The sequence below is a fragment of the Nannocystis punicea genome (genome assembly GCF_026965555.1).
Lineage (GTDB): Bacteria > Myxococcota_A > Polyangia > Nannocystales > Nannocystaceae > Nannocystis > Nannocystis punicea.
Genome location: NZ_CP114040.1, coordinates 9,081,400 through 9,097,578, shown reverse-complemented (window position 1 = coordinate 9,097,578; position 16,179 = coordinate 9,081,400). Strand labels below are relative to the sequence as shown.

At 70.8% G+C, this 16,179-nt stretch carries 8 protein-coding genes; 4 read left to right on the top strand and 4 right to left on the bottom strand.

Annotation, left to right across the window (positions count from 1 at the left end; all coding sequences use genetic code 11):
• Positions 1-130 precede the first annotated feature (130 nt).
• Positions 131-805 carry a GNAT family N-acetyltransferase gene (locus O0S08_RS34760; RefSeq protein WP_269033742.1) on the top strand — a complete coding sequence of 225 codons (675 nt, stop codon included), beginning with the start codon at positions 131-133 and terminating at the stop codon, positions 803-805.
• 60 nt (positions 806-865) lie between these two features.
• Here O0S08_RS34760 and O0S08_RS34755 read toward each other — a convergent pair whose 3' ends face one another.
• Positions 866-1,585 (bottom strand): head GIN domain-containing protein, encoded by a 720-nt coding sequence (locus tag O0S08_RS34755; protein ID WP_269033741.1) that lies wholly within the window; start codon positions 1,583-1,585, stop codon positions 866-868.
• A 757-nt stretch (positions 1,586-2,342) separates the two neighbouring features.
• Between O0S08_RS34755 and O0S08_RS34750 the strand changes: the two genes are divergently transcribed.
• Together O0S08_RS34750 and O0S08_RS34745 are read left to right on the top strand one after the other, a co-directional pair.
• Entirely contained in the window at positions 2,343-4,109 is a 1,767-nt protein-coding gene (locus O0S08_RS34750) for a DUF1592 domain-containing protein (RefSeq protein ID WP_269033740.1), read from the top strand.
• A gap of 8 nt (positions 4,110-4,117) precedes the next feature.
• Positions 4,118-5,464: a DUF1552 domain-containing protein gene (locus O0S08_RS34745; protein ID WP_269033739.1), complete on the top strand. Its 1,347-nt coding sequence runs from the start codon at positions 4,118-4,120 to the stop codon at positions 5,462-5,464.
• 220 nt (positions 5,465-5,684) lie between these two features.
• On the opposite strand, the gene O0S08_RS34740 is transcribed toward O0S08_RS34745, so the two are convergent.
• Both O0S08_RS34740 and O0S08_RS34735 read right to left on the bottom strand, forming a co-directional pair.
• Complete coding sequence (locus tag O0S08_RS34740) at positions 5,685-7,484, bottom strand: hypothetical protein (protein ID WP_269033738.1); 1,800 nt, start codon at positions 7,482-7,484, stop codon at positions 5,685-5,687.
• A 266-nt stretch (positions 7,485-7,750) separates the two neighbouring features.
• A complete protein-coding gene (locus O0S08_RS34735) occupies positions 7,751-8,971 on the bottom strand; it encodes a hypothetical protein (protein WP_269033737.1) in 1,221 nt (406 codons plus the stop codon).
• On the opposite strand from O0S08_RS34735, the gene O0S08_RS34730 reads away from it, so the two are divergent.
• A complete protein-coding gene (locus tag O0S08_RS34730) occupies positions 8,964-9,482 on the top strand; it encodes a hypothetical protein (protein WP_269033736.1) in 519 nt (172 codons plus the stop codon). The two genes, O0S08_RS34735 and O0S08_RS34730, sit on opposite strands and share 8 nt — an antisense overlap.
• Positions 9,483-9,785: 303 nt before the next feature.
• Here the strand turns inward: O0S08_RS34730 and O0S08_RS34725 are convergent, their stop codons facing one another.
• Positions 9,786-15,785 carry an AAA family ATPase gene (locus O0S08_RS34725; RefSeq protein WP_269033735.1) on the bottom strand — a complete coding sequence of 2,000 codons (6,000 nt, stop codon included), beginning with the start codon at positions 15,783-15,785 and terminating at the stop codon, positions 9,786-9,788.
• Positions 15,786-16,179 lie beyond the last annotated feature (394 nt).

The window sequence follows — 16,179 nt, the reverse complement described above, 5'->3', positions numbered from 1 at the left end:
CGAGTTCGGCGCAGAATCAGCGCAACGACCTACAGTGTCGTCACTCCGGGATTGCAGCCGCCTCGCCGGTCCAGCCGCTCGCGCTCCACGCGCGGCCGGTGCTCGAGCCGAGCCTTCATGGCCGCGCCAGATGCGCAATCCCGAGATCGCATTGTGCTCGCTCTCCCGGAGACGCGTCGCCGCCGATCGTATCGACCTCGCCGCTCCCAAACTCGAGTGTCACGAGGGCGCCATCGACCGGCAGTGCGGCGCAGAGTGTGCCGTCATGTCGGGCGGCGATCGGTCGCGTCGGCGCGAGGCTGCGCTATGTTCGGCAGACTTCCTCACCGAGGCACCGACCGTGAAGATTCGCCCTTATACCCCGGCCGACCGCGAAGCCTGTCTCGCGCTGCTCCGCAGCAACATCCCTGAGCACTTCTCTCCCGCCGAGGAGGCCGAACTGGCGCGCTTCCTCGACGCGCTCCCGGGTCCTTACTTCGTGGTCGAGGACGGCGGTCGACTCATCGCATCCGGGGGGATCGCGGCCGAGCGGGACGGCGTCACGGCGACGCTGTGCTGGGGCATCGTCGACGCGACCCGCCAGCGGAGCGGGGTCGGCACCGAGCTGCTGGAGCACCGGCTCGACGTGTTCCTCCGCGACAATCCGCAGATCCGGCAGCTCCAGACCAATACCTCGCAGAAGGTGCAGGGCTTCTATGCGAAGCACGGGTTCATCGTCGTCGAGGTCAGGCACCGCGCATACGGCCCCGACCTCGACCATGTCCGCATGGTGCGCGACAGGCCTCCCGCACGCGAACGATCCTGAGCCGCGCATGGCACGTGAAGCGGTGATCGCTCATCGGCCGACGGCGGCTCCTGCCAGCATTCAATGAAAGAGGACCTGGCCGGAGCCAGTCTGGTCGATGTCGCGATCGCCGGGCTCGCCCCACACGTGGATCACGCCGGAGCCGGTCAATTGGACGTCGAGCAATTCGCTGGCGGTCGTCTCGATGACGCCCGAGCCGCTCGAGCGGACGACGACGGCCTCGGCGGCCAGATCGCGGACGAAGATCGTGCCCGAGCCGGTGCTTTCGAGCGAGAGGTCGGTGGCCTGCCCGCCGAGGCGCAGGTTGCCCGAGCTGGTCGAGCGCACCTCGACCGCCGGGGCGGTCAGCGCTTCGACGACGAGCTCGCCCGAGCCCTGGAGGAGGACCTGCGTCAGCTCCGTCGCCTCGCCGACGACCTCGACGTGCCCCGAACCGCTGTTCTCGAGCGTGAGCAATCGCTTGACCTCGACCTCGATCCGACAATCGCCGCGCGGCCGCAGCTTGGCCACCCCGCGGGAGTCGATCCACAGCACGTCGACGTCGACGTAGGTCTCGATGTCGTCCACGAGGTTGGAGTCGCAGACGACCCGCACGGCGTCCTCGTCGGCGAACGCGATCTCGACCTCGAGCGAGGTCGTGTTGTGGACGGCGTCGAACCCGTGGAGCGCGCGGTCCTCGACCACGACGTCGCCGTTGCCCGTCAGCTGGATGCAGCCGCCGAGGGCGAGGGCGAGGACGGGGAGCAGGCGCGAGAGTAGGGGACGATGAGAGAGCGGCATGACGGCGCTGCAACACCGAACGCGGGCGTCGGCGTCACCGGCGATCGATGCGCGCGGTTCGCGTGCCCATGGCGTCGGGATCGCCCTCATCTCCGCGACTTCGCGGCGCCTGTCGGGCCTGTCCGGTCGGGACGCCGAGCGAGCTGTTCCAGCGCTGGCCGAATGTCGACCTGGAGCGCGAGTCCGGGAGCAATGGTGGCACTCGAGCCGAGCTCACATACGATTCGCGTCGAGCGACCCGCAAGCGTCGCCGCTGAAGAGCGCAATTTCACGGACAGCGAATTCGGGTCTACGAGAATGGTCGTGACGCGGATTGACTGCACGGAGCTTCGACTGGCAGCGAGAGCCGTCGACCGATATCGTCGAGATCGGCCGTGAAATGGGATCGCGGGCCCTCGTGTCGTCGGGCTTTCGCCGTCGTTCTCGCCGCGATCTCCGAAAGAAGGTCCCGGGGCGCCGGTCGGGCCCGCCCGGCCAGGCCTGCCGACGTCCGCCGACGAACTCCATCCAATAAGGTCGTCCCGGGTCGGCGCCCGACCCCTTTGGAGATGTCGGCGCAAAGCTTCGTGCGCGACTTCGCGCGCGGGGTGCCTGGTCTGGAGCCATGCTCAAATGACCGGCGCACCAACAAAGGTGGCCCTGGCCAGCTGTCGGGTGATCCGTCATCCGTCTTGACGACGCTACCGCAGCCGCCCGACGGCTGCGAGCAGCTGTATTCTTTCTCCCGCTCGCGCTAACTTGTACAGGTGGAGCTGCGATGATGCGTTTGGTTTTGCCGCTCGGCGGCTGTCTCCTCCTAGCTGCGTGTCCGTCCGACTCCGTCGTCGACCCCTCCGACGGCGGCACGACGGCGAGCACGACCACCAACACGCCAGGCACGAGTACTGGCACGGAAGGTCCCGGCACCACCGGGGACGAGCCGACCAGCACCGGCGAAGATCCGACCAGCACCGGCTCTTCGACGACGACGACCGGCGGCGTCGAGGAGAAGCCGTTCGAGCCCGCCCCGGGCGGTCTGCGCCGGCTGCAGCATCACCATTACGTCGGCTCGATCCGCTACCTGTTCGGCGACGCGGCCGCGGCGGCAGCCGCCCCGCCGGAGGACTACTCGCTGCACGGCTTCGACGCGATCGGTGCGGCCGAGCTATCGCTGCAAGAGAGTGCGATCGAGCAGCTCGAGGCGTCCGCGCGGGCGGTCGCAGTGGCCGCGGTCGCCGACCGCAGCACCCTCGGCGGCCATGTCCCGTGCGTCCTCGAGGGCGCTCCGGGCGATACCTGTTACGACGCTGTCGCGGTCGACCTCGGGCGCCTCGCCTGGCGCCGGCCGTTGACCGCGGAGGAGGCCGACACGCTGGTCGCCATCGCCAAGCAGGGGCGGGCCTGGGGCGCCGGCGACTTTGCGACCGGCCTGCAGTACGAGCTGATGGCGCTGCTGCAGTCGCCCTACTTCATCTACCTCGTCGAGGTCGGCGAGCCGGACCCCGAAGACCCGGCGGTGCGCACGTTGACGCCGAGCGAGCTCGCGTCGCGGATGTCGTTCTTCCTGCTCGGGCGCACCCCCGACGCCGAGCTGCTCGCCGCCGCCGAGGCCGGTGAGCTCGTCACCGACGACGACGTGCGCGCCGTCGCCGAGGCGATGCTCGTCCGCGCCGAGGCGCGCGCGACCCTCTCGACCTTCTACTCCGAGCTGTTCCAGCTGCGCGACCTGTCGACGCTGAACAAGAACAACGAGCTGTTCCCGCAGTTCACCTCCGGGCTCGCGTACGCGATGAAGTACGAGACGCTGCGGCTGATCGAGGACATCGTGTGGGAGCAGGACGGCGACTTCCGGACGCTGCTCGACGCCGACTACACCTTCGTCAACCCCGCGCTGGCGTCCCTGTACGGCCTGCCGCCGCCGCCGGGGCAGGGCTTCGCCAAGGTCGACCTGGTGGCCGAGCACGGCCGCGCCGGTCTCTTGGGACAGGCGAGCTTCCTCGCCCGCTTCGCCCATCCGGCCGAGACCTCGCCGACGCGCCGGGGCCAGTTCATCCGCACCAAGCTGCTGTGCGAGGCCGTCCCGCCGCCGCCGCCCGGCGTCGACGCCAGCCTGCCGACGGAAGATCCGAACGAGCCGCAGACGATGAAGCAGAAGCTCGTCCAGCACATGGAGGACCCGAGCTGCAGCGGCTGCCACATCCAGCTCGACCCCCTCGGCTTCGCGCTCGAGAACTACGACCCGATCGGCGCCTACCGGACGCTCGACTCCGGCCTCGAGATCGACCCGAGCGCCAACATCCCCGACCTCGGTGAGGTCGCGTCCGCCCGCGACATCGCCGACCTGCTGGTCGGTGACCCGCGCGTCACCGCGTGCGTGATCAAGAACTTCGTCCGCGGCGCGCTCGGCCACCGCGAGAAGCTCGGCGAGATCGCCGTGCTCGACGAGCTCGAGGCCGACTTCGTCGCCAACGACCACCGCATGCAGCACCTGCTCGTCGAACTGACCGCCAGCCCCGTGTTCCGCGCCGTCGGTGCGCCCAAGTGAGAGCCGTTATGTTCAAGCGTCGCACCATCCCCCGTCGCACCTTCCTCCGCGGCTTCGTCGGCGGCTCGGCGGCCGTCGTCGGCCTCCCGCTGCTCGAGGCGATGCTCGACAACCACGGCGAGGCGCTCGCCGACGGCTCGCCGCTGCCGACCCGGTTCATGACCTGGTTCTTCGGCAACGGCGTGATCCTGCCGCGCTTCGAGCCGGCCGCGACCGGCGCGAACTACCCGCTGAGCGAGCAGCTGGAGCCGCTCGCCAACGTGCGCGACTACGTCACCGTGCTGACCGGCATGCGCAACCGCTGCGAGGTGACCGTCACCCACCACGAGGGCATGACGGCCTTCAACGGCTACACGATGACCGAGCTCAGCGGCCTGTTCTCCAAGGCCGGCGGCCCGACGATCGACCAGCTGATCGCGGCGAAGATCGGCCAGGACACGCCGGTCGCGTCGATCCACCTCGGCGTGTCCAAGCACCTCAGCGTGATGGACTCCGGCACCACCATGCACGCCCTCTCGCACAAGGGCCCCAACGAGCCGCAGTACCCGCAGTTCAACCCGCAGCAGGCGTGGACCGACCTGTTCGGCGCGTTCGCCCCGACCGCCGACGACCGCGCGCTGCGGATCAGCATCCTCGACGCAGTCCGCGACCAGACCGCCGCGCTGCGCACCAAGCTCGGCACCCTCGACAACCAGCGCCTCGACGCCCACCTCGACGGCGTGAGCGCGCTCGAGAAGAAGATCGAGGCGACGGCGCCGCTGTGCGCCCTGCCCGAGAAGCCGACCGAGACCAACACCGACATCAACGGCGTCGAGCCGGTCACGGCCGTCAACGCGGTCATGAGCGACCTGCTGGTCTACGCCTTCCAGTGCGACATCACCCGCGTGGCCAGCATGCTGTTCCACGGCGGCGCCGCCGAGACGGTCTTCTCGGAGATCGGCGTGTGGAGCGGCCACCACAACAACTCCCACAACCCGAACTCCGGGGACCTGCACACCGGCATCTTGCACATCATGGGGCGCTTCGCCGACATGCTCGAGAAGTTCAAGGCCTCGATCGACATCGACGGCAAGAACCTGCTCGACACCTCGATCATCTACTGCAGCAGCGACTGCGCCGAGGGCTGGACCCACTCGATCCAGCGCCAGCCGGTCATCCTCGCCGGCCACGGCCGCAACAAGCTCATCTACCCCGGCATCCACGTGCAGGCCGCCCCGTACCCGGAGAGCGACGGCAACATCTCCGACGTCCTGCTGACCTGCCTCCAGGCGTTCGACCCGAGCGCGACCTCGATCGGCGCCGGCGCGCCGATGTCGACCACGCCGATGGAAGCGATCATGGGCACCGACTTCTGATCCGAAGCCCGGCCGCGCAGAGCGACCGCCCGGGCCACGGGCGGCCGCGGCGGCGCGGGCTCACAGCAGGTCTCACGCGTGTCGAGCTCCTGATGCTTGGCCAGCCGGGAGCGTCGGCGGGTCTCCTCGCCCGCTGCGCCGCGTCGGGCCGCTGGACCCCTCATTCGGATCGGACGACGACGCCTCCGGAGCTCAGGCCCGGAGGCGATCCACCGACGGCTCAGGCCGCGCTCGCCGGGGCCGCCGCAGCGAGCACCGCGTCCCACAGACGCGGGAGGAGCCGCGTGCCCGGGTCGGTCTCGCCGAGCGCATGCGCCAGCAGCTGCGTGTCGGCCCTGTCGGCGGCCAGCGCGTCGAGGGCCGCCAGCGCCCCGGCCGGGTCCGCCGGCAGGAACGCGGCGGCGACCTGCCGCGCGGACCCGGAGCGCTCCGCGGGCGTGATCTTCTTGCCGATCTTCAACGCCAGGTCGGGCTGCCCGTGGCGGATCGCGCGGCGCATCAGCGAAGCGGTGATCTGGTTGCGCCCGTATGCGTCCCTGCCGAACCTCTGCAGCGTGGGCAACGCGGCGAAGTCCGCCGCGAGCGCCGCCAGCGTGGCGCTCGCGTTGCCGGCCTTCGCCACGATGCGGGCCCGCAGGTCGGCCACGTAGCTGCGACGGTCGCCCTCGACCCCCTGGTCGTATTGCGTCCGCTTCGGGGAAGCGAGCAGGGCATCGATCGCCTTCAGGATCGGCGGGAGCTCGTCGTGCTCGCCGCGGTCGAACGCGAAGTTGCCGAGCAGGCACAACAGGTGCACCGGCGACATCACGCTGCCGCCGGTGCGCGGGTCGATCTTCCGCAGGCGCTCGCGCGCGTCCGCGATCGACTCGACGCCGAGCTCGATCTTCAGCCGCGTCCGCGCCAGGTCGTCGCTCCACTCGCCGCTCACGACCAGATCCTTGGCCACCTCGGTGTCGCCGACGATGAGGCGATACTCGGCGAGCGTGTCGTCGTCCTCGTCGTCGTCGATCGCCGCGAACAGGACGTTCCGCGCGTCGGCCTCGCGCCCGGCCGCGACCAATTGCCTGGCCACGTCCGGCCGCAGTCGCGGCGCGAGACCGACGAACGCATCGAGCTGCTCGGCCGGCCAACCCGCGAGCGCGCGCACCCGGTCGCCGCTGTCGAGCGGGTACTCGCGCTGGGACGGCTCCATCGCCTCGAGCAGCGCGAGCGTCGTCTTCGGGTCGTCGGGCGCGATCCAGAGCAGCGGCGAGGTGTACCTGAGGACCGCGGCGAGCGAGTCCGGATCTTCGCGCTGCCAGATCTCGAGGATCCGGCGCACCGAGGTCGTGTCTCCGGCCGCGAGCTGGGCGGTCAGGAGTGGCACGAGCCCCTGGAAGCGCCCGTCCTCGCCCCACACGGGGACACCCGCGACCGCCTCGTCGAGGACCGCACGGGCGAGCTGCGCCAGCTCGGTCGCCCGTGGGGTCGCATTTGCGAGGTCGCGCGCCGCCGTGAAGGCCCGCGCCGCCCACTGCGGGCGAGCTCGGTCGTCGCCCGCCATGCTGGTCTTGATGGCGTCGATCGCCGCGTCCACCGAGCCGGCCCCGCCCGCCGCCGCGATCGTCAAGGCAGGCCCCCGCAGCGCCTCGGGCAGCGCCTCGGCGAGCGCAGCCGCGAGGTCGGGTCGTCCGGCGGCGACGCAGCGACGCGCGGCCGCCTCGAACGCAGCCGCCTGGTCGAGGTTGGTGATCTCGGCGGCGATGCTCCGACTCCGGGTGAGGAGCTCGTCGATCGTCAGCGCGCGCACCGGCTTGGCGGAGGCGGGCTTCTTCGCCGCGGAAGTCCTGGCGGCCGCGGGCTTCTTCGCCGCGGAAATCTTGGCAGCCGCCGGCTTCTTCGCCGCGGAAGCCTTGGCAGCCGCGGGCTTCTTCGCCGCGGAAGTCCTGGCGGCCGCCGGCTTCTTCGCCGCCGCGGCCTTCTTCGCCCCTGCGGCCTTCTTCGTCGTCGACGCGGACTTCTTCTTCGGCGCTGCTGCCACGGCATTCACTCCGGTGATTGGTGAGCGCGCGGATGGTAGCGTTCGGGTCGGAGCGCGTCGCGCGAAATCGTCGGCCGGGGGCCCGGGAGAACACCCTGTCTCGAGGGACAGGTGCTACGCGGCTCCGGCGAAGTGCCGCCGGCGACCTCGGCGGAGGCCCGTGTCGCTCGGCGTCCCCTCGTCACCCGAGCAGGCGGATCGCCGACCGGATGAGTGTTCTTCGAGAGCGCCTCGCACGAGACTCCGGAACGCAAGGCGACGGACAGTCACTCGCACATGCCGCAGCCGAGTGTCTCGACCTCGGCGACGCACACCCCGTCCCACGACACCATGCAGCAGAACGGGTCCTGGGCGCACACGCACTCGGTGATCGCCGCGTCGTCGCAGGTCGGCGCGTCGTGCAGCTCGCAGCAGTCGGTCTCGCGCGGACCGCCGCACGTCCCGCAGCCGAGCGCCTCGACCTGAGCGACGCACTGCTCGTCCCACGCGGTCGTGCAGCACTGGTCGTTCTGGGCGCACACACACTCGGCGACCGCCGCGTCGTCGCACGACGGCGTCGCGTGCGGCTCGCAGCAGGCGGCCTCGACCGGGCCGCCGCAGGTCCCACAGCCGAGCGACTCGACCTCGCCGACGCACGCCTCGTCCCACGTCCCCGCGCAGCAGAAGGGGTCCTGGGCGCACACGCACTCGGCGACCGTCGCGTCCTCGCACGACGGCGTGTCGTGCGGCTCGCAGCAGGCGCCCTCGCCCTGGTTGCCGCACATCCCGCAGCCGAGCGGCTCGACCAGCGCCGCGCAGGCGTCGGTCCACTGGTCCTGGCAGCAGCTCGGCGCGACGCCGCAGACGCACGCCTGCACCGCGAGATCGATGCACCCTGGACCTTCGCCCGGCAGGCAGCAGTCGCCGAGCTCGACCTGGCACACCCCGCAGCCGAACAGCTCGACCTTCTCGACGCAGCTGGCGTCCCACTGCTGCGAGCAGCAGAACGGATCTTGCGCGCACACGCAGGTCTCGATGTCCGGCTCGCTGCAGCCGGGCCCGTCCCCGACCATGCAGCACGGTCCAGTCTCCTCGACCTCGCACATGCCGCAGCCGGCCTGGTCGACGAGCGCCACGCACGCCTCGGTCCACGCGTCGTCGCAGCACTCCGGCGCCACGTTGCACACGCAGCTCTCGACGCCGAGGTCGAGGCATCCGCCGCTCCGGTGCGCCTCGCAGCACTCGCCCTTCGGCGGCTCCTGGCAGGTCCCGCAGGCGAGCGCGTCGATCGCCGCGACGCACTCGGGCCCCCACGCGCCCGAGCAACAGTCGGGGAGCTGCGCGCACACGCAGCTCTCGACCGCGTCGTCGGTACAGCCGGGCCCGGCACCGACCTCGCAGCACGGACCCTCGGGCGGCGGGCACCAGCCGCACCCGAGCTCGGTGACCAGCGCGACGCACTCGCCCGTCCACTGCCTCTCGCAACACGACGGAGCGGCCGTGCACACGCACGCCTCGATCGCCGGGTCGCTGCACAGGGTGGGCTCACAGCAGGCCGACGGCTGGACGGCGGTGGTCCCCTCGCTCGAGCCCGTGCTCGTCGTCTCCGTCGTCTCCGTGGTCGAGGAGGTCGTCGTCGACGTCGACGTGGTCGTCGTCTCCGTCGTCTCCGTCGTCGAGCCGGCCGTGGTCGTCGGTACGGTCGGATCGCCGGTGCTGGTGCCGGGGTTCGTCGAGGTCGACGTCGAGGTGCTGGCCGCGGTCGCCTCCGAATCGGACGAACCATCCGACGCGCTCAGGGTGTCGGTCGACTCGGCGACGTCGTCGGAGCAGGCGAAGAACAGCGGAGAGGACGCGACGAGCGCGAGGGTCAGCGAGGTGAGGCTACGCAAGCAAGGGCTCCTGAGGGCGGAGGACGGCGGCGCCGCTGGTCCGCAGGATCTCAGCGCACAGGACCGGCACCTTGAACAACCTATACACGAGGAACGCCCGCAGTTCCGGATCTCGATCCGCGCCTGAAGTGACCCGGCGTCCGCGTGTCGGCGGCTCGAAGCGCGGACCGCTGGCCCGCATGCGGCGGCGTGAGATCGCACGCGACGTCGTCCAGGCGATTCGCTCCACATCCGGCCATGCAGTCCGGAGCCGGGCGCCGGCGACCCACACACCGGCCGCCGATGTGGGCCCCGGCCGTTCCTCCCGGCTCGGCCCGTCGCCAGGATTCTCGGTCCAAACTGCTCGGGCCGCGGCGTGAATGCTCCCGAGAGCGGCGCGAGCGTCCCGCCCGAATCGTCAATGTCCGAAGAGACAGGTTCGGAGGTTCAATCATCCGAGCGACGATTCGGCGGCCGCGAAATCCGGGTCGGACGGGTGCTCTACCGCAGGAGGGTCCAGGGGCAGCTCGACGATGAACGTGGCGCCGGCGTTCGGCTCGCTCTCGACCCGGACGGACCCACCGTGCGCGGTCACGATCCAGCGCACCAGATAGAGGCCGAGGCCGAGGCCGCCGAAGTTCCGGGCCGACACTGCGCGCTCGAAGCGATTGAAGATCCTGGCCTGATCTGCCTCCACGATCCCGATCCCGTGGTCGCGGACGGAGATCCGCGCCGAGGCGGCCAGCTTGCGCAGGCCCACGTGAATCGGTTGATTCTTGCCGTACTTCATCGCGTTCGAAAGGAGGTTGAGCAGGACCTGCTCGAGGCGGGATCGGTCCCAGGTCCCCACCACCGGCTCGTCCATCTCGAGCACCGTCCGGCAGCCCGCGGCTGCCAGCTGCGGGGCCATTCGCGCGACGAGCTCGCGGATCAGGGAGGCGAGCTCGACCGACTCGAAGGCGAGCGTCAGCCGTCCGGCGTGCAGGCGCGAGACATCGAGCAGCTCGTTCACCAGGTGCCCGAACCGCGCGATCTGTCGATTGAGGACCTCGACGGTGGCCTGGGCCCGCTCCGGGGTGAGGTTCGCCGACGGGTCGCGGCGCAACCTCCGCTCGATCATCTGAATCTGCAATTGCAAGGAGGTGAGCGGGGTCTTGAGCTCGTGGGAGGCGATCATGAGGAATTCGTCGCGGAGCCCGATCGCCTCCTGGGCCTTGGCGTACAGGCGGGCGTTGTCGAGCGCGAGCGCTGCCCGGCGCCCCAGCTCCTCGGCCAGCGCCAGGTCGGTGGGCCCGTACCGCCGCTGGGGATTCGTCGCCAGCAGGAACATGACCCCGAGGCAGCGCTCGCGCGCGAGGAGCGGGACCCGGAGATACGTGTGGACGTGGAACTGCCGCAGGAGCGGCGTGGCCCGACCGTCGCCGAGCTCGGGCTCGGTCGGCGTCGCCGCAGTGGGGCGGCTGAGCGCCTCACGGAGGGCTTCGAGGTCTTCGGGGCGGACCCCCGAGGCGGCCGTCTGGAAGTGCGCGGCGTCCTCCGCGGCCACCGTGACGAGGCATTGATCGGAGAGCTCGGGCACCGCGAGCGCGGCCACGTTCTCGAGCGTCGCGGCGTAGCCGAGAGTCATCAGCTTGCGGCTCGCCTCGGCCAGGAAGCGCTGGGCCCGCTCGGCCCGCTTGCGCTCGGTGATGTCGGTGGAGATGCCGCAAATGGCGCGCGGCGTGGTGCCTCCGCCGAGCGGGAACTTGACCGACAAATACGAATGCAGCCCGTCGGCGAGCGGCACCTCCTCCTCCCATTCCATGGGGACGCCGGTCTCGAGCACCTGTCGGTCGTGATGGAGGAGCCGCTCCGCGACCGGGGCGGGGAACAGATCGGCGTCGGTCTTGCCGAGGATCTGCTCGCACGGCACGCCGAGCAGGTTGCTCACCTGCCGGTTGACCCGGAGGAACCGGCCCTCGGCGTCCTTGAGGTAAATGGCGGTCGCCGAGTTCTCGACGATCGCCCTGAGGGTCTCCTGATTGGCCTCGAGCGCCCGCTCTGCCCGCCGCCGTTCGGCGTTCTCCTGCTCGAGGTCGGCGTAGAGCATGGCATTTTCCAGCGAGATGGCCGATTGCGAGGCGAGCAGCTCGAGCACGCTGAGGCGCCCGGCGGTGAAGGCCCCGGTGACGAGGCTGTTCTCGAGGTAGAGCATGCCGAGCAGCCGGGCCTGGCGCGCGACGGGGAGGCACAACAGGGACCTCGGCCGCTCGCGCCTGAAGTACTCGTCCTCCAGGAATGGATGGCGAGCGGTGGCGTCGTCGAGCAGCACGCGCTCGCGGCTGCGGCGCACATAGTGGAGGATCGATCGCGGCAGCGCCGACGTCGACTCCGCGCCGGCATCGAGCACGCGCACCGCCCCGCCGCGCCCGGTGATGTGCGCCGCGACCGACAGGCGCTCGTCGCGGACCAGGAGCACGTATCCCTGGTCGGCGCCCGCGTGCTCGATCACGATGCGCAGCAACGTCTCGAGCAGGCGCGGCAGCTTGAGCTCTTCGGAGATGCTCTGCGACGCCTTGACCACCGACAGGACGTCGAACTGCTCGGCCCGCACCGCGAACGTGATGGTGGGGGCCATGGGCTTGCGCTCGACGAGGTGGGGGTGGCGCTGATCGAGCTGCTCCACCTTGGCGTGCGCGCCCCAGCGGAAGTAGCCGGCGCGGGCCCGCTGCAGGTAGGCGTCGGCAGGGATGGAGAGGCCGCGCGCGCGGTAGAACCCGGCGGCGCGCTCGCAGGCGATGGCCTCGATCTGGACGAAGCCGTGCTCGCGCGCCGACGCGGCGGCCTGCTCGTAGAGACGGAGCGCCTCGGACTCGTGGCCCCGCAGCCGCGCGAGCTCGGCGCGGACCAGGGTGTGCTTGTGGAGGAAGTTCTCCGGGCAGCTGTCCGCCCATTCGCCGAGCTGCCGCTCGCAGGCGAGGAGCGCGTCGGGCAGCGCCGCTGGCGGCGAGGTCTCCTCGCAGCAGGCGGCGAGCGCGAGGGCGCGGTAGAAGAAGCTCTCGACGATCCACGCGTTCGCGTCGTTCCGCCACGGGAACGCGACGCACGCGGCGGTCGCCGCCTCCGCCGCCGCTGCCGGGGAGCCGAGCACGAACAGGGCCTGGGCCTTCGCGCTGTAGTAATAGGCGTGGGCGCTCTGGAAGTCCGCCGGATCGAGCCCGGCCTCGAAGGCGCTCTGATCCAGCTCCGAACCGTCCAGCATCGAGAAGTGGACCGGCCGCCCGCGCAGCGTCTGGATCAGGTAATGGACGCTCAGCAAGATCCGGTGGACGAAGGCGTAGCCGGCTCTGCGCACGAAATCGAAGCGGCGTTCGACCTCGCGCAGGACGTCCTCCAAAGGCTCCCCGCACAGGAGCGGGATGACCGCGGCCAGGATGCAATTGTAGCAGGCGTAGTTCAGATCGCCGGACTCGACCGCGACCTCGAAGCCGACGCGGCTGTATTGTTGGGTCTCCCGATAGTGGTGGCGCCAGAAGACGACGTAATTGGCGAACGCGTAGTAGACGATCGACTTCGCGGTGAGGAGGCGGCCGCTGCTGGCGAGGTCGTAGGCGAGCTTGCCGAACTGGTACGACTCCTTGTATTTGCCGAACTTGGGGCCGATGAGCGTGGCGAAGGAGACGTACGCCTGGGCCGACAGCTCCGCGTTGCCGTGCAGCAGGCTGAGCCGGATCATGCGCGCGGCGGCGAGGTACATCAAATTCGGATCCACGAAATAGGCGGGCACGGACACGCCGATCAGGACGTTCATGATGCCCTGGATCTCCGGGTTCGTCATGGGTGGCAGATGGATCAGATCCTCGATCGCCCGGTCGCCCAGGGCCTGCCAGACGCCCTCCACTTCGCCTTCGATCTCGGCGTCGGTGGGGTGGAGCGGTAGATCGATCCCGGACGCGCGGAGGAACGGCAGGCCGAGCTCGACCGCGCGGGCGCAGTGCCCCCGGGTCATGTGAAACGCGACCGCCAGCTCGACCACCGCGGCCCGCTCGATCCGGCTGCGGGCGTGGGTCATCAGCTCTTCGATCCGCTGCTCGGCCGCCTCGAAGCTGCTGCTGACGTAGGCGGCGTGGGCGAGCGCGAAGGTCAGGTCGTAGGTCAGCGCGTACTGCGTGTCCCAGCCGTCCGGCGCGAGCAGGGCCACGCCGGCGGCGAACAGGGCGGCCGCGGCCTGGAAGGCGGCCGCGGCCTCGGCCTTTCTGCCGGCGCGGAGGTTCAGGGCGGCGAGCTCGTCCTTCTCCGCCTGCGAGCGGAGGAGCACCGCGCCGCGGTTCAGGTGGTCGACCACGGCGAACAGCGCGTCCTCCCGATCGTCCTCGCGCTGCGCCCTCAGCAGCATGCGGCCGATCTGCAGATGCACCTCGGCGAGCTGTCCGGCCGGGATCAGCGAATAGGCCGCTTGCTGCACCCGGTCGTGGAGGAAGCGATAGGTCCCGCTCTGGTCGAGGAGCAGCCCCTCGCGCACGGCCTCCTCGAGCGCCTCGCGGAGCTGCGCCGGCGGGCGATTGGCGACGACCGCGAGGGTCTCGAGGTCGACGCGGTTGCCGAGGCACGCGGCGAGCTTGAGCGCGTCCTGAGTGGCGACCGGGAGCCGCAGCAGCTTGCCTGCCATCAATTCGGCGACGTTGTCGGTGAAGCCCTTGTCGCGGATCGCGGCGATGTCCCAGCGCCACGCGCCGGCCTCCCTGTCGAGCGCGATGAGGCCCTCCTCGTAGAGGGCGAGCAGGAACTGGAGGACGAAGAAGGGGTTGCCGCCGGTCTTCTCGTGGACCAGCTGCGCCAGCGGCTCGACCTGCTCCGCGCCGGCGTGGACCGCCTCGGCCACCAGCGCGCCCACGTGCGCCGCCGACAGCGGCGCGAGGACGATGTCGGTGACGACTGCGCCGCGCTTCTTCGCGTGGTCGAGCGTCAACGTCAGCGGGTGCGCCGGGCCGACCTCGTTGTCGCGATAGGCGCCGAGCAACAGCAGGTGGGCGGCCTCCGAAGACGTCGCCAGCTGCTCGAGGAGCTTCAGGCTGGCCGCGTCGGCCCACTGCAGATCGTCGAGGAACAGCACCACCGGGCGCTCTTTCTCGGCGGCGGCCGCGACGAGGCGCGCGAGCGTCGCGTGCAGTCGGCTCTGGGCCTCGGCAGGCGGGAGCGGGGGCCTGGCCGCTTGCGGACCGACGAATGGCTCGATCTCGGGGAGCACGTCGGCGAGCAGCCGGCCGTTCGGGCCGAGGGCCTCGCGCAGGCGCTGGCGGAAGCGCTCGACCCGATCCTCGCTCGCGCACAGGATCTCCTGCAAGAGCCCGCGGAACGCCTGCAGGAACGGGAGGTAGGGGACGCTCCGGTTGTATTGATCGCACTTGCCGGCCAGGAAGAACCCGCGTTCGCGCACCACCGGCTGGTGCAGCTCGGCGACCAGCGACGACTTGCCGATCCCCGAATAACCCGACACCAGCACCAGCTCCGGCCGCCCCTGCGCCACCACCCGGGCGAACGCGGCGCGCAGGGCCAGCGACTCGCGCTCGCGGCCGTAGAGGCGCTGCGGGATCTGGAAGCGGTCGGAGAGGTCGCGCTGCCCGAGTGTGAATGGCTCGATGGCGCCGCTCTCCTGCCATCGAGTGAAGCACTCGTCCAGGTCGTGGCGCAGGCCGAGCGCGCTCTGGTAACGCTCCTCGGCGTCCTTGGCCAGCAGCTTGAGCACCACCGCGGACAGGACCTTCGGAATGGAGGGGACGAGCGCGTGCGGCGGGCGCGGCTCCTGGGCGATATGGCAGAACACCCACTCCACCGGGTCGCTCGCCTGGAACGGCAGGGTGCCCGTCAGCAGCTCGTAGAACGTGACGCCGAGCGAATACAGATCGGCGCGCTCGTCGACCCAGCGGTTCATCCGGCCGGTCTGCTCGGGGGCCATGTACGCCAGCGTCCCCTCGACGAGGCCCGCGTGGGCGGGGTTCCGCGACTCGCGGGGCGCCTGGGACGCGAGGCCGAAGTCGGTGATCTTGAGCTCGTCGGTGTCGGGGTTGTAGAGCAGGTTCTGCGGCTTGATGTCCTTGTGAATGATGTGATGCCGGTGCAGCTCGGCGAGCGCCGCGGCGACGCGGAGGGCGAGGGGGAAGAAGCGAGCGAGCGGCATCGGCCCCGAGAGCAGCCGATCGAGCGAGCGTCCGCCGAAGTCCTCCAGGACCAGCGCCGGCTGGCCGTCGAGCGCATCGATGGCGCACGGCTTGACGACGGCCGCAGCATCGAGCGCGTGGGCGACCTCGTACTCGTGGATCAGCCGCCCGAGGGCGCGGGGGCCGGCGTGGTCGCGGCGCAGGACCTTGAGCACGACCGGCCGGCCGTCTTCCTTGCGACGCGCGCGATAGACGACGTGGTCCGCCCCTTCGTGGAGGACCTCGAGGACGAGATAACGCGAGTCGCTGGTCATGGGAGGTCTCTGGGGGTCGGTCCGAGCAGGTTCGTGCGCGTGACCTCCTCCGCCACAGTGACCCGATGACGGTCGTGTCGCAGGGCCCGGGTCGACCGCCTCGTCGCTCGCTCGCTCGCTTCGAGCGTGCAGGACCTACTAACTTGCGCACGCCTCCCGCGTCCTTCCAGCGCGCTCGGCAGGAGCGGCGGCTGAACCGTCGCGGTTCCGGTGCAGGGCCGACGCCGCCGCGGCCGACTCGACCGCCGACCGGGCCGAGCGATCGGCCTGGCGTACGCCGGTTCGCGTCAGGTTCGCCGCCTCGCGGCGCGCGTGCAGCAGCACGAGCCGCGCGGCCGCAGCAAGCGCGGTCTGCCGTTCGGTGACCTCGGGGCGGCGCACGGCGGAGCCCCCG

Coding starts and splice junctions, on each gene's coding strand:
- O0S08_RS34760 (WP_269033742.1), top strand. CDS start 131: ATGCGCAATCCCGAGATCGCATTGTGCTCGCTCTCCCGGAGACGCGTC.
- O0S08_RS34755 (WP_269033741.1), bottom strand. CDS start 1,585: ATGCCGCTCTCTCATCGTCCCCTACTCTCGCGCCTGCTCCCCGTCCTC.
- O0S08_RS34750 (WP_269033740.1), top strand. CDS start 2,343: ATGATGCGTTTGGTTTTGCCGCTCGGCGGCTGTCTCCTCCTAGCTGCG.
- O0S08_RS34745 (WP_269033739.1), top strand. CDS start 4,118: ATGTTCAAGCGTCGCACCATCCCCCGTCGCACCTTCCTCCGCGGCTTC.
- O0S08_RS34725 (WP_269033735.1), bottom strand. CDS start 15,785: ATGACCAGCGACTCGCGTTATCTCGTCCTCGAGGTCCTCCACGAAGGG.